This window comes from Thalassospira australica (assembly GCF_044790785.1).
GTDB lineage: Bacteria > Pseudomonadota > Alphaproteobacteria > Rhodospirillales > Thalassospiraceae > Thalassospira > Thalassospira australica_A.
The window spans coordinates 3995560-4015726 of the sequence record NZ_CP085258.1; the positions used below are offsets into that span (position 1 = coordinate 3995560).

Below are 20167 nucleotides of genomic sequence, written 5' to 3' on the forward strand. Positions count from 1 at the left end.
CGATGAAACTGAAAGTCGAACCGCTAACCCCTGCGGCCTTTGCCCCGTTTGGCGAGGTGATATCCACCGCCACCGCGCGGGATGAATATAAAATCAATCTGGGCACGACAACCCGCTTTCACGACATATCGCGTGTTGATGTCGGCGATGACGGTGGCACACCAATCATCAGCATTTTTCGCGGCACACCGCGTCCGATGCCGATTGAAATCAGGATGATGGAACGCCATCCGCTGGGATCGCAGGCCTTCATGCCATTAAGCGGCCAGCAATTCCTGATTGTTGTGGCAGAGGGCACGGAAGCCCCTGCCCCCGAAAAGCTGCGCGCCTTTATCTCGGACGGATCGCAAGGTGTGACTTATGCCAAGAATGTCTGGCACCATCCGCTTCTGGTCCTTGAACCCAAAAGTGACTTCCTGATCGTGGATCGCAGTGGCCCGGGCAACAATCTGAACGAAGTTGATCTGCCGATGGTTAATGGTGCGCCTGTGACGCTTGGCTGGCCCCGGACCTGAGATAACGATCACAAGACATTGCACCCTGATCAATTACGATCAGGGCCGTTTTGCCAGTCCCTGATTGACAAGATACCGGTGCAGTTCGTTGGCATCGTCGACAACATCCTCGGCACCTGCCTGCATTAACATTTCAGCATCTTCCGGATTTCGATGGCCACCACCCAGAAATCCGACGGATCGCATCCCGGCCGCCCCGGCGGCAACAATCCCCGCGGGGCTGTCTTCGATCACAAGACAGTTTTCCGGTTTGGTACCGCATTCCCGCGCAGCATGCAGGAAGATATCCGGGGCCGGTTTGCCATGTGCCACTTCCTCGACCGAGAAAATCCGCGCCCCAAAGAAATCAAGCAGCCCGGTATTCCCAAGACACTTATCAAGGCGTGCCAAATCACTGCCCGATGCGACACAAACGGGCACATCAAGTGATTTCAGAACCGCGTCAATGCCACCAATCGCCCGCAAATCTGTTTCGAATAGGCTTTCGAGCAGATCTTCGCATTCTTTCTGATACTGGGTGGCTTTGATCGCGGTTGCATGTTCATCATTCAGGCTGGCGACCATCCCGGCATAGCACACACCGCCAAAACGGCGCGCCAGGTCAGCCGATGAGACTTCAATGCCATAGCCTGCAAGTATCTGAACATCGACAGCAAAAGACAGCACTTCACTATCGATCAGCACACCATCACAATCGAGTATGACAAGATTGATCACTGCGGTGCTGCGTCGCCGCCAAGATCAAGGGCAAGCAATCGTTTCTGAATCTCTTGGGACAGGGCCGCACTTGGCTGGGCGGCAAGGGCACGCTGATAGGCCGCACGTGCCATATCGGTTTTACCCATCGCCAAAGCATTATCAGCGAAATGCGCAAGATGTTCAGCCGTCGGCACAACCTTGTTAACAGCAATGAAGACCTCTTCAGCCTCCTGATATTTTCCCTGCTTGTATAGTATCAAGCCATAAGTATCGAGGATTGCGGGATTATCAGGCTGCGCCTGCATCGCCCGCTTGATCTGGCGTTCAGCTTCGCCAAGATTCTCACCGCGCGTCGCATAATGAAATGCTATCCAGTTTGCAGCTTCTATATTCCCTGCCTGCGCCGCCTGATAGGCTTCCGCTGTCAGGGTATCGCGGTAGGTGTTGATCACATCTTCGATTTCCGTCTGATCCAAACCATCAACCCAGGCCAAACCGACACGCACCGCCTTGCAATTCTGTCCACCGTTATCCTGACACAACGCAACAGCTTCTTCGACTGCCCCTAGCACGGTGGCGCTGGGTCCGGCAGCATACTCAACCCCGGCCTCGTCACGTGACAGTGCCTTGAAGTCAGCCATGACACGATATTGTTCATCGACCGGCTGTGCTGCCGGGCTCGCGAACATATCCTCTGCTTCCCATTTCGGAGACGTATCACCGCAAGCCGTCAGGGCCAGCAAAGCAAGGCCCGCAATCAGATAGTGTGTACGAATCGACAAAACACTCATTCCCTGATGCTGTTTCACATGATGACAAATCATACCCGCTCCGGGTAAGTCAGGAGTTAACGATACTGGCTCCAACGCACGCCACCGACCAAAAGATCGAAATAGCGCGGCGGGGTGATCTCAAAATTGCCGTTGGCAAGATCACGCAAAATTGCCGCGTGATCAATTTCATCCTGATCGTGATAGAAATTGGTCACAACCCGCCAGTCGCTATCTGCCGCCTCGTAACGATAAATATCGACATAGCTGCGCGTCGTGAAAAAGATCGCCTCTTCCGTTCCGTCACGGTCCAGATCGATCATTAACAATGCACATTGGTTTGTGTCCTCCGCACTCGCCCCATCCTTGCGACAGAATTGGCGATCATCTTCAAGTTGCCCTTCAAGCAGCCTGGTTATGGCCTCCCCAGGCACACGATATTCCGAAGGATAGACTGGAATATTGTCAATTTCGACCACCACCCGATCACCATCAGGATCGATATAGCTTCGCAATTCGGCAAGTGACGGCACCATGTCGGGCTTTGCGCCCCCAAGTTCGGCAAGTGCTTTTTCACCCGGCATTCCAAGATTTCGGGCAATGAAAGCAAGATCGGCTTTGTCCCAGTCTGCCATAGACAAAAGGCGGCTTTGTTGATTGCGCGCCGAAATGCTGACCGGATCAAGGAATGGCAGATGCATGATAAAGGCCGTCAGGGCCCCGCAAATCGCAATATGGCCAAAGGCCCTGCGTAACGACAACGGGATTGGCCGACGACGGTCAAATGCCACCACCGAAAGCCAGATCGTCGCCATCAGGACAAATACCGCCGCCCAGATCGCATAAACCCGCGATGGGGTCAGGCCATATTCACGCACCCGGATATAAATCGTCGCCATCGCAATCAGGGCAAATATCGGTGCCATCCATAATGTAAAGCGAAAGACGCGATCACCAATCCGGCCAAACAGAGTGGCACCTTCGCCTGCCTGAACAGCACCAAACAGCAAATAGCTAAGCCCTGCTGCGGCGGCCATCACGGTCCACCAGACACCAAAATCCTGATCCAGCAGAACTTCCCAGCCGCCAAGTGCGGCAGCAACCAGAAACAGGAAAAGCCCGGATGCCTGAATAGGATATAGAATGCGGAACATTCCACCAATCACCTGACGAATCGGGATCATAAGTCCCGATTTTTCGCGCGCAATCAGGATACCAGTCGCAAAGGCTGCCCCCGAAAGGGGCAAGGCCACATATGCCTCACTGACCAAGTCCCAAATCTGGTCGATGCCAACCAGCATGAACAGCGAGCACAGCGCATAGAAAATCGGCCAGAAAACGCCAACCCCGACCAAACCGAAAACCAATGCCAGCTTGATTGACCAGATTTCCGGCACAAGGGCCGCCCGATCCGGATAATTTGGCAAAACGGTCGTTTGCAACGGGCCCCAAATTCGCCAAATACCAACCGCAACCCCGACCCAAAGCGCCTGACAGGCCAAAAGACCGAAAATGGCAGTTTCGTCAGCATGCTCGAACCCGACCAAATGCTGAAACGCCAGCACCTGCAGGGCAGCAAGCATTGGCAAAACAAGCGTCACGGCAATATCTTCGCGCAGGCGCCGCACTCCTATGGCAAACCAGCCGCAATAAGCCAAGGCTGCGACAAATGTCATCAGGCTCGCCAGAAGATAATCATTCTCCCAGCGATAATCGATCAGATACCAGAATGCGAAGCCGTATGCCGCACCGCTCAGGGGGAACAGCCAATGCGCCTTTTTCATGAGTTTGCCTTTGCTCGTGCCCGATTATCCGGGTCAGGTTGTCTTTATAAACGGTATTAAAACAGAAAAAGCCGCCGGGATCATCCGATCTCCGGCGGCTTTAACTTTTTGTCCCAAAAAGACTTTTTTATGGTTCAAGCCGATCAGGCGCGGCGTTCTGCGATCATCTTTTTAATTTCGGTGATCGCCAATGCCGGGTTCAGGCCTTTCGGGCAGGTATTGGTGCAGTTCATGATCGTGTGACAACGATACAGGCGGAACGGATCTTCGAGCGCGTCGAGGCGTTCACCGGTATATTCATCACGCGAGTCAGCCAGCCAACGATAAGCCTGCAACAGAACAGCCGGGCCAAGGTAACGGTCAGAGTTCCACCAGTAAGACGGGCACGCGGTCGAGCAGGAGAAGCACAGGATGCATTCCCACAAACCGTCAAGCTTTGCACGCTCTTCACGCGACTGCAGACGCTCGCCAACCGGCGGCGGGCTATCGGCCTTGAGCCAAGGCTCAATCGAGGCAAGCTGTGCATAAGGCTGCGACAGGTCCGGCACCAGATCCTTGACCACCGGCATATGCGGCAGCGGATAGATTTTGACTTCGCCCTTGATATCATCAATCGGTTTAAGGCACGCAAGCGTGTTACGACCATCAATATTCATCGCGCACGAACCGCAAATGCCTTCACGGCAGGAACGGCGGAACGTCAGGGTCGCATCAATCTCGTTCTTGATCTTGATCAGCGCGTCGAGAACCATCGGACCGCACTTGTCGAGATCAATATCGTAAGTGTCGGTACGCGGGTTATCGCCGCTGTCAGGATCGTAACGATAGATCTTGAAGCTGCGGGTGTTTTTCGCGTCAGCCGGTGCAGAGAACGACTTGCCCTCTTTGACGACCGAATTGGCGGGAAGATTGAATTCTACCATCTCTCAAATCCTCTCTTGCCGCGCCTTAATAGACGCGTTCTTTAGGCTCGATATACTCAACTTCATCGGTAAGGGTGAAGTTGTTGACCGGACGATATGTCAGATCAACCCCGTAACCCTTGTCCCAACCGACAGTCGCAATCGTATGCTTCATCCAGGCGGCATCATCACGTTTCGGATAATCCTCGTGGGCATGTGCCCCGCGTGATTCGTGACGGGCCTCGGCGGAATTCATGGTTGCTGCGGCACAAACCATAAGGTTTTCGAGTTCCATCGTCTCGACCAGATCCGAGTTCCAGATCAGCGAGCGATCCGCAACGGCAACATCGTGAAGTGTTGCAGCCGTTTTTGACAGTTTCTCGACACCTTCGCCAAGGATTTCTGCCGTACGGAACACACCGCAATTGCCCTGCATCACACGCTGCATTTCCAAACGGATTTCGGCGGTCGGGCGGGAACCCTTGGCCCAGCGCAGGCGATCAAAGCGCTCAAGCGCAATCTCGCCATCAGTTGCTTTAAGCTCCTTGAAGGACGCCTTCGGATCGACGACCTCGGCAGCATGAAGACCGCAGGCGCGACCAAACACAACCAGATCAAGAAGCGAGTTGGTACCCAAACGGTTTGCACCGTGGACCGACACACAGGCCGCTTCGCCCGCTGCCATCAGGCCCGGAACGATTGCGTTCGGGTCATCCGCGGTCGGACGCAGAACTTCGCCCTTATAGTTGGTCGGAATGCCGCCCATGTTGTAATGGACCGTCGGCAGAACCGGGATCGGTTCCTTGGTTGCATCAACACCGGCAAAGATTTTGGCGGTTTCGGTGATACCCGGCAGACGTTCCCACAGCACTTCCGAACCAAGATGTTCAAGGTGCAAGTGGATATATTCGCCGTGTTCGCCAACACCGCGACCATCACGGATTTCCTGTGCCATACCGCGCGAAACGACGTCGCGCGATGCAAGGTCCTTCACGGTCGGGGCATAACGTTCCATGAAGCGTTCGCCTTCGGAGTTGGTCAGATAACCGCCTTCGCCACGTGCACCTTCGGTAATCAGGCAACCCGAACCGTAAATACCGGTCGGGTGGAACTGAACGAATTCCATGTCCTGCAAACCAAGGCCTGCACGTGCGACCATGCCATGACCGTCACCGGTACAGGTATGGGCCGAGGTGCAGCTGAAGAATGCACGACCGTAACCACCCGATGCCAGAATGGTCATCTTGGCATTAAAACGATGAATTTCGCCGGTATCGAGATCCCATGCCACCAGACCGCGGCAGGAACCGTCTTCGCCCATGATCAGATCAAGAGCAATATATTCGACAAAGAATTCAGCCTTGTGTTTCAGGCACTGCTGATAAAGCGTATGCAGCATCGCATGGCCTGTACGGTCAGCAGCCGCACAGGCACGTTCGACCGGGGCCTTGCCGTGGTCACGGGTGTGGCCACCGAACGGACGCTGATAGATTTTGCCATCTTCGGTACGCGAGAACGGCATGCCGTAATGTTCAAGTTCATGAACGGCAGGCACGGCATTACGGCACATATATTCGATGGCATCCTGGTCACCCAGCCAATCCGATCCCTTGACGGTGTCATACATATGCCACTGCCAGTGATCCTCGGACATGTTGCCAAGCGACGCACCAATGCCGCCCTGTGCCGCAACGGTGTGCGAACGGGTCGGGAAGACCTTGGTGATACACGCGGTTTTCAGGCCGGCTTCGACCGTACCAAGCGTCGCGCGAAGACCGGCGCCACCTGCGCCCATAACAACGACATCGTAGTTATGGTCGATGATTTTATATGATTCGCTCATTGCTTCAGGCTCCGGCAAAAACGATGCGCAAGACCGATACGATGGCAGCAACCGACAGGAAGGCGGCCACAGCCTTGATCAGGAACAGCGATATGATTTCTGCTTTACGGTTGTGCACATAATCCTCGACCACGACCTGAAGGCCATGTGTGAAGTGCACAGAAACACTGATGATCATCAGGATCATCATGGTCGAATGGAAATACGAGCTCAGCCAGTCACGGACTGCATCATAATCGGCCGTATGACCGGACAGGATCGATATGATGAACCAGATGCCGAGCGGAAGGTTTGCGACAGCGGTAACGCGCTGGGTCCACCAGTGCGACGAGCCACTTTTAGCAGAACCGAGGCCGCGAACACGGCCCAGATCGGATTGCATTTTCATGACAGGTTTGTCCCCTCTTGCCCGGCCTAGGCCAGACCGATAATCCAGGTGAGAATGGTCAGAACGACTGCCGCGCCAAGGACGATCGGGTTGCCTTTTGCAGCTCCCTCATTCGTCAGGCCGCGACCGGTATCCCAGACAAGGTGCCGGACACCGTTGCAAGCGTGGTAATAAAAAGCCGCCGTCCAGCCGAACAGCAGCAACAGACCAAACCACGAGGTGAAAAATGCGTGATAGCCGTTAAAGGCGTCACGACCAGCGCCGGCACCAATCAGCCAGGACGCCAGGAATACGAAACCAATGGCAAGACCGACACCCATCGCACGGAACGAAATGGACATCTTTGCTGCCATCGGAAGCCGGTACACCTGCAAGTGCGGAGACAGCGGCCGATTGGCTTTGCTCATAGCGGATTTGCCTCTTCTCAAAGTAGCTGGCGGGAAAGCAGGGTTTATTTACCCATGCAACGGGTTTGAGTCAATCTAGACACCTTTGAAATCCAAAGAAATCCGCGATCAAATTCCGTTTTCGCCTCAGTTAAACTACGTAGGTTGACCTCTCATATGCCGTTTGCGACCCGCGGGAAGGGCCAAGGGTTTCCCCTTAATGCAGAAAGCGGCGTAACGTCCTTTTAGCAATCGCACAATTAGACCTTATTACGCAAGACTGCACCTGCCAGATTATCTGGGAATTAAAACTGTATAATCAAAGTCCAGCAGAACGGAGGAGTCATATTTTCCGTCCGCATCTTTTAGCGGAAAGTCACTGGCTTCGCGATCCCGCACCGCAACAAGACGCAATCGAAGTGCACCAACATCACGTCGACCTGGGATTTCGAACTTATCAAGTACTTCGGACCAGGCAAAAACGGTGTTGCCCGCAAAAGCCGCGTTGGCGTGGGCCCCGGCATTGATTGCTGCAATCCTGAATCCATTACCAAGCCCGTTAAACGACAGGGCACGTGCCTGCGAAATAATATGGCCGCCATAAATCAGACGCTTGCCAAATCGCCCGGCACTTGCCGCAAGCTGATCGAAATGAACTTTTGCCGTATTCTGATACAACCGGGTTGCGATCTGGTGCTCGGCTTCCTCAATGGTCATGCCGTCGATATGATCGATTTTTTCACCAATCGCATAATCATCCCAACGATGGGATGACCCGGCAAGTTCGAAATCATACGCCGACAGATCAAGGCTTTTGGGTATTTGCAATGCCTCTGGCGCAACAACGCCTGCCAATTCAGGAAGAACTGTTTCAGGTGCCCGGGCGTTTTCGTCACGTTTGCGCACCATGACCCAGCGATTATAATCCAGCACCATCTCGCCGCGCTGATTGCGACCGATGGAATTGACATAAACCACACCGGTCTTGCCGTTCGAGTTTTCCTTTAACCCGATCACCGTCGATACCGTACTGACCGTATCGCCAGGATAGATTGGCGCGCCGAACACCCCACCGGCATAACCAAGATTAGCAACCGCATTTAACGACACATCCGGCACGGTTTTGCCAAAAACCATGTGAAACGCCAAAAGATCATCCACCGGCGCGCCATCGAACCCGACCCGTCGGGCAAATTCATCCGATGACTGCACCGCAAAACGGGAACCATAAAGCCCGGTATAAAGTGCAACATCACCAGTCGTAATCGTGCGCGGTGTTGCGTGGCGCATTTCCTGGCCGATGCGGAAATCTTCAAAGTAATTTCCGGGATTTGTCTTCGATGCCATGGTGCCTCCCTGCATGTCTGGCGTTTGGTCTGGCGCTTGATCTGATGAAACGGAATGCCGGTGTTTTTTCTGCGTTTTATCCGGCTATGACGCCGTTTCAGGCCGCATCCATTTCCGCAATCTGGTCGGCCATCGCGACCAAACGCTTGGCTGAAACCACGTGCAAATTCTCGATCAGCTTGCCATCCACCACGACAACCCCCTTGCCCTCTTGTGCCGCTTCCTGATGCGCGGCAATGATTTTGCGTGCCCAGGCAATTTCGCTTTCGGTCGGGGCAAATGCGGTGTTGGCGGTCGCAATGGTTTTAGGATGGATCAATGTCTTGCCATCAAATCCCATTTCGCGCCCCTGCTTACAGGACGCAACGAAGCCTTCATCGTCCGAAAGATCAAGATAAACACCATCAAGAATCGCAAGGCCATAGGCACGTGCCGCCAGCAGACAAAGACCAAGACTTGTGATCATCGGCAACCGATCGGGCGTATGGGCACAATTAAGGTCCTTTGCCAGATCGGATGTCCCCATCACAAAACCGCCAAGACGCGGATGAGCCCCTGCGATTTCCCTGGCATCAAGCATCGCAAGCGGCGTTTCCATCATGCACCAGATACGCATATCTGCGTGCGCGCCTTCGGCTTCCATGATGGTTGCGACCTGTCGAACAGTATCGGCACTTTCCACCTTCGGCAGCAAAATGGCATCGGCCGATGTTTTGGCCGCAGCCACGATATCGGCATATCCCCAAGGGGTATTTAATCCGTTGGTCCTGATCTGGATTTCACGTTTGCCATAGCCGCCTTCCGCCAAGGCGGAAACGATCTGATCGCGCGCCACGTCCTTTGCATCAGGGGCCACGGCATCCTCAAGATCAAGGATCAGGCCATCAGCAGGCAGGCTGCGTCCCTTTTCGAGCGCCCGGGCGTTGGAGCCCGGCATATAAAGAACACTGCGACGTGGACGTGCGATTGCAGCCATCTGGAATCTCCCGTTTGATAATTTTTGTTCAATAATTATCGTTATTGTTTTCGAAAATTACCGAAACTTGTTTTGCACTGCAAGCCATCTTTTGCGCTGCGGCATAACATTGGCGATCACAAAATGGCCGAACGGCCACCTGTATCAAAGCCTTGGAAAGGCCGTACCATGCGCTTCCAATACCGTTACCGTCGCACTCCGTCCTGCAACCAACCGGATATTTTCAGGGATATCATCCAAAGATACACGCACCGGCACGCGCTGCGCCAGGCGGACCCAGCTGAAGGTAGGTTTAACATTTGCAAGACTACCGCCAGTCCCTGACCGTTCACTATCCTGAATACCGCCCGCAATGCTGACGACATGGCCGTAAATAGCGTTATCCTCCCCCATCAAACGGACTTCGACCTGGTCACCGATTGCGATACGCGGCAGTTTGGTTTCTTCGAAATAGCCAGCGACATAGAATGACTGGCTATCGACCAGGGCAGCAATCGCCTGCCCTGCACCAACATAGTTCCCCGGACGCAACGAGAAATTCGTCAGGATGCCATCAACCGGGGCAACAACCTTGGTACGCGCCAGATTCAAAATCGCAAGGTCAAGATCGGCCTTGGCCAGATCCATATCCGCCTGTGCGGTCGCAAGACTGGTCGCAACCTGTTCTTTTTTCTGGCGCGACACAACGTCGCTATCAAGCCCCTGATAGCGTTTCACTTCACGCTTGGCCTGATCACGTGCGGCAATGGCACTTTCAAGTTTTGCCTGTGCCTGATCGACGGCCACCTGATAACGAGCGGGATCAATGGAAAACAGCAGATCCCCGGCATGAACAATCTGGTTGTCAGTGACGTTTACCTCGCTGACCAACCCTGAGATGTCAGGCGCAATTGCCACAACGTCGGCACTAACCCGACCATCCCTAGTCCATGGGGAATTCATGTAGTAATCATAAAGCTGATAACCGCCAGCGGATGCCGCCAGAACAAGAACGAGTGTCACCAGAACGCGAAGAAAATTGGCAAAGGTCAGTTTCATATCGTCACCTATTGAACAAACAGGACCGAAAGTGCTGTCAGGATCAGCACAAACAGGGCCAGATCCGTTAAAGCGGGATGCGCGGTTATCTTGTAAAAACCGATCCGCGCAAGGCCGACATGCAGCACTTTCAGGCAGAACCAGGCGCCAAGCGCCATCATCAGAAAGGCGGGTACAAACACGCCATAAATATCGATCATCGGATTGATCATGCGGTTTCTCCCATCAGGGGCGGCAGACCGGGCATAAATGCCTTTTCTGCCGGGCGATCCAGCCTTGGCGCACCGGTCCGTGACAAGGCACGACGCAACGCAATCAACGGGATCAGCAATTTGTCACGCAGCGGCGAAGGCGAAACCGCCACCATGTCGCGCAAGATATTGTCGACTTCTTCAACGATCACCGGATCAGGCAACACGGAGAAGTCACGGCGACGGCTATCGAAATGACGTGCCATGTTTCGTAAAACGACATCCAGCTTGCTTGCAATGCGCCGATCCGCCAGAGCCCTGAAACGACGCAAATCATAAATGCTGGCCGCGATCGAAACTTCGGGCATTGCGCGCATCAGGGTGTCGCGATGGTCTGGTGCGAGTGCCAGCCGAGGCAAAATCAAGCCCTGCCGATCCAGCAACCGGCGGATCATGACCATTCTCGGCAAACTGACCGTTCCGCGCGCGATTGCACTGATATCGCGCCAGTTTGACATCACCAGACGCCGAATGCTGGCATCGACTGTCACGCTGCGCACAAAGGCCGTTACGACCGCAGCAACCGCAAAACCGGCAAGCGATGCAATTCCCCCATCAAGCAAAGTCGCAAAATCGCTGCTGTAACTTGTGTCGATATTCAGAATCATCACAACATTGACCAGCATCGCCAGACCAAACCCATAGGTCTGCGGCGATGTCATAAGCACACCAAGCAAAAGGAAATAGGGCGCAAATGCCATCACCAGAAGCGGGAAGCCATCAATACCAGGCAAAATTGCAAGGCTGTATATAATCACGACAACAATTGCCATCGCGGTATATCGGATGAATCCCTTTAATGCCGGAACCGGATTATCAAGGAATGACATGATACTGGCACCAACGGCTGCCATCATCGCCGCCGTCCCGCCCGAAGGCCAAGCCGTCATAATCCAGAAGCCGCATACCAGCAAGGTTGCAATCACCGCCGTCATACCGGACCGGAACGCAACACCATAATCGCGATGCAAAGCCCGGTCCTGTGCGCTATCACGCCAGCGTTCGACAACTTCGGACGGGACATCGTCAACACGCAAACCATCCCACAACTGGCAGCAATCGGAATGAAAATTCAAAAGCCGATGCAACCTGTTACAGAGATTAAGCTGTAAAAGACCGTCCCATTCCGTCGCATTCGAAAACACAGTCCCGTATTTGGCAATTCGTGCATGAAGTTCCTGCACTGCAGAACCATCGTAGTGACCGGTTGCCATATGAATGGCAACATCGTCCAGAATGGCCTGCAAATCTCTGGGTATGACTCCACAGTGATCGACAAGTGCCGATATTCTGTCATGAACGGCATAAAGCACGGGCAAAAGAGCCGCTATCGCACTTTGCAGGGCCTGCAATTGACGGGTTCGCCCCGCAAACCGGGATTTTTCATACCCCAAATGGACGGCAAGCCCGTGCAACTCACCAATATCTGCCGCAATGCGTGTCCGATCATGATGGAGCTTGTCCGGATCGGAACCGGCATCAAAACTCAGCTTTGCCAGTTCGGCAATATCCTCCATCCAGCTATCAATCCGTGCCGCAACTACCGGGCCGACATGGCGTGGAAAAATGATATGACTGACCAGTGTGGCACAAATGATGCCAAGCGAAATTTCCTGGACGCGCGCTACGGCCGTATCAAAAATAATTCCGGGGTCCGTTACGCACGGAAAACCGACAATCGACGCAGTATAACCCGCCAGCATGAAAAGATAGCTTTTGGGCGTACGGTCCAGACGCGACAAATAAAGACAGCCACCAACCCAAAGGGCAAGCGCAAGCGAGAGCAAAACCGGTGCATTCACAAGGCTGGGCACCAATACAATGGCCGCAACCGCCCCAATAAACGTTCCGACAACACGATAAAGTGCTTTGGACGCCAGAACACCGGACAGAGGATGGGCAACGATATAAACCGTCGCCATTGCCCAGACTGGTCGATCAAGATCAAATGCCAATGCGATAAACAGCGCAAGTACGGAGGCAACAAAGGTTTTTGCCGAAAATAACCAGTCTGAACCTGCTGGCCGAAGGGCAAGGATATTTGCAAACACGTTATCCTCCCTACCCTAGACGTTTGTCTCACGATCCGCCAGCTTGCCAAGCAATTGCTGCAGGACATCAAGCGTGGTCGCAAGATTTTCGGGGTCGATATCGACCGTAAGTTCGTTCCGAATATCGGCAAGAATAATTTCGATCTCGGCGGCCTTGTCTTTACCTGATGCTGTCAGCGCAACCATTTTGGCGCGACGATCAACGGGATCGGAAATCCGCGAAATAAGCCCGTCACGCTCAAGCGCATCAATAACTCGCACAAGCGACGGCCCCTCGACCCCTATTTCATCGGCAATCAGTCCCTGACGCACCGGCCCGTTTGCACGATTCAGAACGATCAGGGGCATCACCATGGTTTGAGACAAGCCATGCGATTGCAATGTGCGGTCAATCTCGCGCCGCCAGCAACGTGCGACACGCATCAACGTGCTTCCAAGACTCAGATAAGGAGTATCGAGATTATTGTTTTCCATGACGCAGAGCATAACAGAAAAATTAGATAGGATTCTAACTATTATAATTCTATCAGTTATGCGCTGTGAGCATAAATATCCACCCGTATCCTAGCAGCGAACAATTAACCAATTAATTTCAATATATTAAATTGTTTTGAGCTATTGCGCCTTACCAAACAGCCCCGACAACAGCAAACCCGTCACAGGCGGGACCTCGTTCAATGCCCGCCCGTTGGACAGGAAAACAATCGCGACATTCTGTTTGGGAAACCATGAAAATTCTGCGGAATAACCAAAATAGATTCCGTCATGCCCCCAGACCGGCCCCCAATCAGTATTGCCGATCATCATGCCATAGCCATAAGAACCTTCGCCGGCAAACAATGTATCGGTCGTCGCCCGCTCCAGGCCGTTCGCGCCCAGTAAAATACCATCGGCAAACAGTGCCCGCCCGAATTTCAAAAGATCTTCTGCGGTTGAAATCACCCCGCCATCGGCCAACTGATCACCAACATCAAAATCGGTAACGTCTTCAAGGTTGCCATCCCCATTGGCATCATCGAAACCACGCGCCAGATCATCAGGTCGCGGATACCGGCCAAAGGATGTATTGCGCATTTCGGCGGGCTCAAAAATCCGCCGATTGAACACCGCTTCGATGTGATCGCCTTCGACCTGTTCGATCAAGACACCCAGCAGGATATAGTTGCTGTTGGACGGGTTATATTGCGTTCCGGGTTTGAAATGCGCTTCCCGCTCTGCGATTAGCGGTAGTAACTCGCGATTGCGCCATCCGTGCTGCGGATCGCGCCCAACCAGTTCAAAAAAGAACTCTCCATCCAGATAATCGGGAATGCCCGAACTGTTGCGCAACAGATCACGGATGGTCGCAACATTGGCATTGGCAATCTTGTCGCGGAATTCCGCAGGAAGCCATTTGGCAATCGGGTCCGCAAGATTGATCCGCTTTTCAGATGCCAGCTGCAAAACAACCACCGCCGTCATCATCTTTGTAAGCGACCCGATATAGAATTGCTTATCGCGCGTCATGCCTTTGTCGGGATTTACCGATGCATAACCGGTCGCGGCAAAGCGCATTTGACCGCCACCATAGCCAATGCCAATCACACCGCCCGGCAGACCGGCCTGTTCGACATATTGGCGCAGAAATTTGACAAGCGGATCGCCCGGTTCTGCTTTCTCCTCGGCATGTGCCGCTTGCGATACCGATAATGCGATGACCAGCACAAAGAATACCGGCACCCAAAGCCGCCAAATGCCTGCAATCACGATTTTGTCCCCACAAAACGTCAAATTCGGCGCCAGCATTGATCAAATTGATTATCTGCTGGTTAACCTGCTGACTGATCCATCTGTTTTATCCATGCAACCAATGCCGCACGAAACTCCGCAGACGGAACCCAGACAATCTCTTCGCCCTGTTCTTCATATGCCGGGGCAATTTCGCAAATTGCCGGATCCATTTTTAAAATATAGGCATTCATTACCATCTCCCAATGGCCTTCACTGCCATTGATTACGGCATCCACCCGATCAAGCACGATTTGCGCCCATTCCGGCGCATTCTGAATATCCATAACAAGACAGGCGGCGATGCGATCATGCCCTTCATCGCCAACAATCCTGCCAGGCCAATCGGGTACCATCATTTCACCGCCTGCCATCTTCAAGCCTCACATTTCAAGGTTAACGTAGCGGGAACGCGGTGTTGATGTTTCCGCCATTAATCCCTAGCGCAACATAGAAACGGTTTGGATCGTCATCGCCTTCACAATACGGCCCTTGTGTGGCCATCACCGGATCGGGTCGGTTTTTCCCGCACACCACCCAGCCGGGCGCTCCGGTCGGACAGGCTTCCTGATTGGCTTCCGCATAAAGAATGGAGTTCACGACCTCATCCTGGGAACAGCTGTCGGGGAACATTGTCGATATCGATTTCTGAACCCCGTTCTTTTGAAAGGATATATTGTAAATTCCCATAGGGTTCGCTGGCTGGGTAATTACAATATTCGTTATGCTCCCACCCGCAGGATTGTTTCCGCCGGGACGGGAATGGAAACCGACAGCCTTGCCCTTGCTGTTAATTTCGCCACAGAAAACGTGATCGCCATTAATATCGGGCAAGCCGGCATTTGTGATCGTGCCGACCGGGCACACAACCTGAGCCGTTGCAGGCACGATATTGATCATAAATATCCCGCAAACCATCAGAATCGCAGCTGCAAAAGTTTGGGAAAGCTTTGAAAGTGTCGTCATAAACGACCTCCTTTGTCTTGTCCTGTGCAGTTCCTGCCGCCACCGTCGGGGCCGCAGCATACTGCCCGAAACAAACGCCACCAACCCGGCATTGTAACGCTGTTCAGATCTGCGAGAATTCCAGCCCGATCCGAAGTGCCAGGACACTCGCAGGTTCAAAGCGCATCGGCACGCCACCGATTTTACCGCCGTGCCATTGCGCCTTGGTCAGGACGAATGCCCCAAGCGGCAAGGCATGACTGGTGCGGAAATTGACCAGTGCGCGGATTTCCTTTGGTTTTCGAATACCCTCGTCACGCCACAGGCAATTATAGGCAAAAAGTGGCGTACCGCTACGCCGGTCAAGAAAGACAAACGGCACCTCATAATGCCCCCAGCGCGCGTAATAAAGGCTTTCAAGCCCGGCACTCGACGTCAGGAACTGGGTCTGGATCGCGGTTTCAGCCAATCGGGTGATCGTTCCGCTATCCATCGCCTTGGCACCGATCAGGCCGGTCCGAAGGCCCGGATGGATCAGATGCACCTTGAACGCAACAGCACGCTGGAACGGCTTGGCATCCTGGTCGACACGCTCAAGCCTGCGCACCAGCCAGGCACTTTCAAGATATTCGAGATAACGACGCAGCGTATTTTTGGCGATATCAAGTTCGCGTGCCAGCATCTCGATCGAGAATTCCGCACCGGTGTTATAAGCCAGCAGCACAAACAAACGATGCAAATCCGACGGACTTGAAATGCCGTGTAATCCCGGAAGGTCGGAATGAAGCGACCGATGGATCGCACCCGCCTCCCCCTCGCGGTCATGAAAACCTCCCTCATGGATATAGGCCTCAAACAAATCGTTCAGTTCGATCAAACCATCGGGAATATCGGCGGTATAACGCCCGACATTGGGCGTTTGCGGCAGGACCTCCGAAGGTGCGATACCACGCTGTTCAAGATATTCGGCAAAGCTGAAGGGGGGCAAAAACAGACTTTGAATATGGCCAAGCGAGTCCGGATTTGGTGCCAACGCACTTACGGCCACCACGCGTAACATCGGATCAGCGACCAACAATTTCGCCAGCCGATCTTCCCAGTCACGCTGGTAGGAAACTTCATCGATAAACAGCCATAGTGGATGATCCGCCGATATGCCCCGCATGGAACGCAGAAGCTTTGGCAATCGCGGCAAATCGATTTCAAGAAACAGCGGATGCTCAAGCGAGATATAGCAAACATGACGTCGCGGCGTATCAGCATTTAGTAATTCCGCCACCGCCTGACGCAGCATGACGGTTTTACCAACACCGCGTGGCCCGGTCAGGATGACGGCCTTTTGCCCGTCGTTCTTTTCAACAGCAGCCCATAACCGCTTGAAAAAGGTACGTTGTGGCAGGCCATGAACCAGATCATCGGTGATGCCATCCCACCAAGGATTATCAAGCATCAGCCGATGCAGGAAATCCTGCTCGCCCGGATGTTCAATCATGGTCGCCATTATCACCCCACCCCGTTTTCCGGCTGATTCTCCGGCATGCCCATCGCACGTTCGGCTTCAGAATAACCGGTAAAACCTTTAAATTAGGTATAGCGATAAACGCTATTTCGATAGTTTTCAGCAAATACTTGCGATCACACCCAAATCCCAAAAAGAAACCGGACCTGCGAAACAGGCCCGGTCAGGAGGCAATGCTGGATACTATGCAATATCACTGCAAGGCAGGGGGGGGGATTGATACCGGCATCATCCCAGCATGCGTTAAGCTTTATCGTTGGGGGAGGATGAAACGTCGTCAGCTTTACCATTGGCATCATTCTTGCCGACGGTATCGTCCTTTTTCATCTTTTCAAGCTCTGAGGTGAGCCGGTAATCACCGGAGGCTACATAACCCTCCATCGAACCGGTCCGACGTTCGAGATCATCAAATTTCTCGCGAAGTTCATCCATCCATGGCTCTTCAAAATCGACCCCCATGGTCGGACGCTCTTCTGTCGCATCAGCCTGTGTGGCTGACGCGTTATATGAACCCGGGCGACCAGCCCCGCGAAACCTCCCGCGCAGACCATCAAACCATTCAGGATGATGCACATAGGCCCAGGCAAGAGCAAACAGCAGAACCCCGACTGGGAAACTGAAAATCAGGATCAGGATGAAGGCGATCAGAACCCCTTTGCGCGGGATACCGAACTTTTCCGCGATCCCGCGGGTCGTACGGCCAATTACGCCATGGCATTCCTTGCCGTCCTGATCATGACGCCGGACACGACAACCGCCATGACGATGTTTCTTGTGACCGCGCTGATAGCCGGCACCGGCAGCAGCTTGCTGTGCAGTCATATCCTGTTCCTCCATTCGACAACCTCGGCATCCAACAGGCGTTCAAGTGTTTCGATCCGGTTTTCCAGTCGCTCGGCCCGGCCTTTAAGGGCGGATACCGCTTCCTTTTCCCGGGCAAGCTCCGCCGGATCGGTTTTGCGCTGATCGGCTTTCATCCGTTTCCAGACGGTAATGTAGTGAAACACGACCCATACCGGTCCCACAACGCTGATGAACACAATAAGGGGTATCGCAATCGCCCACATGACTGTCTGATCAACCTTTTATTCTGGCTGCGGCTTCAGATCTTCTTGAGACGAAACACGCAAACACCGATTATTTGTCTTGTTTGACCCGCGCCTTGAGCTCCTTGAGGTCATCCTCGATCCCAAGCTCGGCTTCGAGATCCTCGAACTGCTCCTCAAGGCTCTGGCCACGGCCAAGATCCCAGGAGTCTGCACCGGCTTCAAGTTCATCGATACGGCGCTCCATCTGCTCATAGCGCAGAAGTGCTTCGTCGATTTGGCCCGAATGCAGCTTTTCACGCATCTTGACACGCTTTTCGGCGGTCTGCATGCGGATTTCGACTGCACGTTGCTTGCCCTTGGCTTCGTTAAGCTTGTTCTGAAGCTTGTTCAAGTCATCGTCAAACTTGCCAAGCGTTTCCTCGATCACTTCAAGCTCACGCTCCAGCACGACACTCTGGTCGGCCAGACGGCGACGCGCCATCAGCGCACCTTTCGCCAGATCATCGCGACCTTTGGAAATGGCAAATTCTGCCTTGCCTTCCCACTCAAGCTGACCGTCATGAAGCTTCTTGAGCTTGCGCTCGACTTCTTTCTTGTCGGCAATCGCCTTGACCGCGGCGGAACGAACTTCAACCAGGGTATCTTCCATTTCCTGGATCATCAGTCGAACCATTTTCTCCGGGTCTTCGGCACGATCCAGAAGCGAGTTGATATTGGCATTTACGATATCGGACAAACGCGAAAACACGCCCATTGTCTGATCTCCTTAAGAATACGGGGGACGCACAAATTCTGATCTCATTATTGCAGGCAGCGTGCCAGTTTTAGTTTTCAGTATAATCAATAGCTTAGTGATTTCCCGTCTTTGCGAAATTATATTTTCCGCGACTTTATTGTCGATTTTCGATAACGTTTTTCGCGAAATGGATAATTTGCAACCAATATTGGGCGAAGACCCGGTTTTTCTGGCGGCTCTTGAACATGTTTCACGTCTGGCGCCAATTGAACGCCCATGTCTGGTGATCGGCGAACGGGGGTCGGGCAAGGAACTGATTGCTTCACGCCTGCACTATCTGTCCCGTCGCTGGGGCGGCCCGCTGGTCAAGGTCAATTGCGCAGCCCTGACCGAAAGCCTGCTTGATACCGAGTTGTTTGGTCACGAAGCCGGCGCGTTTACCGGGGCGACCAAACGTCATATTGGCCGATTTGAACGCGCACATGGCGGCACCATCATCCTTGATGAAATCGCTACTGCCAGCCCGATGGTGCAGGAGAAGCTTCTGCGCGTTGTCGAGTATGGCGAGATCGAGCGCGTTGGTGGAGCGGAGGTCATCGAAGTTGATGCCCGCGTGATTGGCGTCACCAATGAAAATCTGCGCGAACTGGCTCATCAGGGGAAATTTCGCGCCGACCTGCTCGACCGACTGGCTTTTGATGTCATTGCCGTACCGCCGCTACGCGAACGGTCCGATGACATCCTGCCGTTGGCCGAACAATTTGCTCTTGAAATGACCAAACGCCTGTCCCGTTCGGTCTTTGCCGGGTTTACCCCTGCCGCCGCCCGACAACTCCTTAGCCATTCATGGCCGGGTAATGTCCGCGAATTGCGCAACGTAGTTGAACGCAGCCTTTATCTGGCTGAAGATGATGAAAATCCGATTGCACGTATCGTCCTTGATCCGTTTGCGGGCATCTGGAGCGAAACCGGGAGCAAAACCGAACCAGCCAAGACCGAAACCCCGATGTCAGGAGACGGTGCCAACACAGACTTTAAATCAGAAGTCGCAGCCTTTGAAATTCTCCTTCTGGAGAAGGCACTGGCAAACAATGCAAACAATCAGACCGAAGCTGCCAAACAACTTGGCCTGAATTATCATCAGTTCCGCCGATTGCTCGACAAACACAATCTGCTTCCCGGAAAATAGACCCGGAACACA

The 20167-nt window shown here is 53.5% G+C and carries 22 protein-coding genes; 2 read left to right on the forward strand and 20 right to left on the reverse strand.

The window, feature by feature from the left end:
- Positions 1 to 2: 2 nt before the first annotated feature.
- On the forward strand, positions 3 to 515 hold the full coding sequence (locus LG297_RS18575) for an ureidoglycolate lyase (protein ID WP_404422909.1): 513 nt from the start codon (positions 3 to 5) through the stop codon (positions 513 to 515).
- Between the two features lie 39 nt (positions 516 to 554).
- On the opposite strand, the gene LG297_RS18580 is transcribed toward LG297_RS18575, so the two are convergent.
- The 20 genes from LG297_RS18580 to pspA all read right to left on the reverse strand — a co-directional run bounded on the left by LG297_RS18580 (position 555) and on the right by pspA (position 18984).
- Positions 555 to 1232: an HAD family hydrolase gene (locus LG297_RS18580; protein ID WP_404422911.1), complete on the reverse strand. Its 678-nt coding sequence runs from the start codon at positions 1230 to 1232 to the stop codon at positions 555 to 557.
- Positions 1229 to 2005 carry a hypothetical protein gene (locus LG297_RS18585; RefSeq protein ID WP_404422913.1) on the reverse strand — a complete coding sequence of 259 codons (777 nt, stop codon included), beginning with the start codon at positions 2003 to 2005 and terminating at the stop codon, positions 1229 to 1231. Before LG297_RS18585 ends, LG297_RS18580 begins: the two co-directional genes overlap by 4 nt.
- Before the next feature lie 56 nt (positions 2006 to 2061).
- Positions 2062 to 3768, reverse strand: a complete 1707-nt coding sequence (locus tag LG297_RS18590; protein WP_404422915.1) for a DUF4153 domain-containing protein — start codon at positions 3766 to 3768, stop codon at positions 2062 to 2064.
- Positions 3769 to 3911: 143 nt separating this feature from the next.
- Complete coding sequence (locus tag LG297_RS18595; protein ID WP_404422917.1) at positions 3912 to 4691, reverse strand: succinate dehydrogenase iron-sulfur subunit; 780 nt, start codon at positions 4689 to 4691, stop codon at positions 3912 to 3914.
- 25 nt (positions 4692 to 4716) lie between these two features.
- Complete coding sequence (sdhA, locus tag LG297_RS18600) at positions 4717 to 6513, reverse strand: succinate dehydrogenase flavoprotein subunit (RefSeq protein ID WP_404422919.1); 1797 nt, start codon at positions 6511 to 6513, stop codon at positions 4717 to 4719.
- A 4-nt stretch (positions 6514 to 6517) separates the two neighbouring features.
- Complete coding sequence (sdhD, locus tag LG297_RS18605; RefSeq protein ID WP_404422921.1) at positions 6518 to 6901, reverse strand: succinate dehydrogenase, hydrophobic membrane anchor protein; 384 nt, start codon at positions 6899 to 6901, stop codon at positions 6518 to 6520.
- A gap of 26 nt (positions 6902 to 6927) precedes the next feature.
- Positions 6928 to 7308, reverse strand: coding sequence for a succinate dehydrogenase, cytochrome b556 subunit (sdhC, locus tag LG297_RS18610; RefSeq protein ID WP_062951138.1), 381 nt, complete (start codon positions 7306 to 7308; stop codon positions 6928 to 6930).
- Positions 7309 to 7581: 273 nt separating this feature from the next.
- Complete coding sequence (locus tag LG297_RS18615; RefSeq protein WP_404422923.1) at positions 7582 to 8634, reverse strand: MaoC family dehydratase; 1053 nt, start codon at positions 8632 to 8634, stop codon at positions 7582 to 7584.
- 97 nt (positions 8635 to 8731) lie between these two features.
- Entirely contained in the window at positions 8732 to 9610 is an 879-nt protein-coding gene (locus LG297_RS18620; RefSeq protein WP_404422925.1) for an HpcH/HpaI aldolase/citrate lyase family protein, read from the reverse strand.
- 144 nt (positions 9611 to 9754) lie between these two features.
- Positions 9755 to 10648 (reverse strand): efflux RND transporter periplasmic adaptor subunit, encoded by an 894-nt coding sequence (locus LG297_RS18625; protein WP_404422927.1) that lies wholly within the window; start codon positions 10646 to 10648, stop codon positions 9755 to 9757.
- An 8-nt stretch (positions 10649 to 10656) separates the two neighbouring features.
- Positions 10657 to 10860 (reverse strand): DUF1656 domain-containing protein, encoded by a 204-nt coding sequence (locus tag LG297_RS18630; RefSeq protein ID WP_404422929.1) that lies wholly within the window; start codon positions 10858 to 10860, stop codon positions 10657 to 10659.
- Positions 10857 to 12950: an FUSC family protein gene (locus LG297_RS18635; RefSeq protein ID WP_404422931.1), complete on the reverse strand. Its 2094-nt coding sequence runs from the start codon at positions 12948 to 12950 to the stop codon at positions 10857 to 10859. The genes LG297_RS18630 and LG297_RS18635 overlap by 4 nt, the downstream gene beginning before the upstream one ends.
- Before the next feature lie 15 nt (positions 12951 to 12965).
- On the reverse strand, positions 12966 to 13373 hold the full coding sequence (locus LG297_RS18640) for a MarR family winged helix-turn-helix transcriptional regulator (RefSeq protein WP_404422933.1): 408 nt from the start codon (positions 13371 to 13373) through the stop codon (positions 12966 to 12968).
- A 192-nt stretch (positions 13374 to 13565) separates the two neighbouring features.
- Complete coding sequence (locus tag LG297_RS18645) at positions 13566 to 14696, reverse strand: serine hydrolase domain-containing protein (protein ID WP_404422935.1); 1131 nt, start codon at positions 14694 to 14696, stop codon at positions 13566 to 13568.
- A 62-nt stretch (positions 14697 to 14758) separates the two neighbouring features.
- Positions 14759 to 15091 carry a hypothetical protein gene (locus LG297_RS18650; protein WP_404422937.1) on the reverse strand — a complete coding sequence of 111 codons (333 nt, stop codon included), beginning with the start codon at positions 15089 to 15091 and terminating at the stop codon, positions 14759 to 14761.
- Positions 15092 to 15113: 22 nt separating this feature from the next.
- Positions 15114 to 15683, reverse strand: coding sequence for an EndoU domain-containing protein (locus LG297_RS18655; RefSeq protein ID WP_404422939.1), 570 nt, complete (start codon positions 15681 to 15683; stop codon positions 15114 to 15116).
- A 103-nt stretch (positions 15684 to 15786) separates the two neighbouring features.
- Entirely contained in the window at positions 15787 to 17163 is a 1377-nt protein-coding gene (locus LG297_RS18660; RefSeq protein ID WP_404422941.1) for an ATP-binding protein, read from the reverse strand.
- Positions 17164 to 17424: 261 nt separating this feature from the next.
- Complete coding sequence (locus LG297_RS18665) at positions 17425 to 18003, reverse strand: PspC domain-containing protein (protein ID WP_404422943.1); 579 nt, start codon at positions 18001 to 18003, stop codon at positions 17425 to 17427.
- A complete protein-coding gene (gene pspB / locus LG297_RS18670; RefSeq protein ID WP_404422945.1) occupies positions 18000 to 18248 on the reverse strand; it encodes an envelope stress response membrane protein PspB in 249 nt (82 codons plus the stop codon). The genes LG297_RS18665 and pspB overlap by 4 nt, the downstream gene beginning before the upstream one ends.
- A gap of 70 nt (positions 18249 to 18318) precedes the next feature.
- Entirely contained in the window at positions 18319 to 18984 is a 666-nt protein-coding gene (pspA, locus tag LG297_RS18675; protein WP_404422947.1) for a phage shock protein PspA, read from the reverse strand.
- Between the two features lie 169 nt (positions 18985 to 19153).
- Between pspA and pspF the strand changes: the two genes are divergently transcribed.
- Positions 19154 to 20155 carry a phage shock protein operon transcriptional activator gene (gene pspF / locus LG297_RS18680; protein ID WP_404422949.1) on the forward strand — a complete coding sequence of 334 codons (1002 nt, stop codon included), beginning with the start codon at positions 19154 to 19156 and terminating at the stop codon, positions 20153 to 20155.
- Positions 20156 to 20167 lie beyond the last annotated feature (12 nt).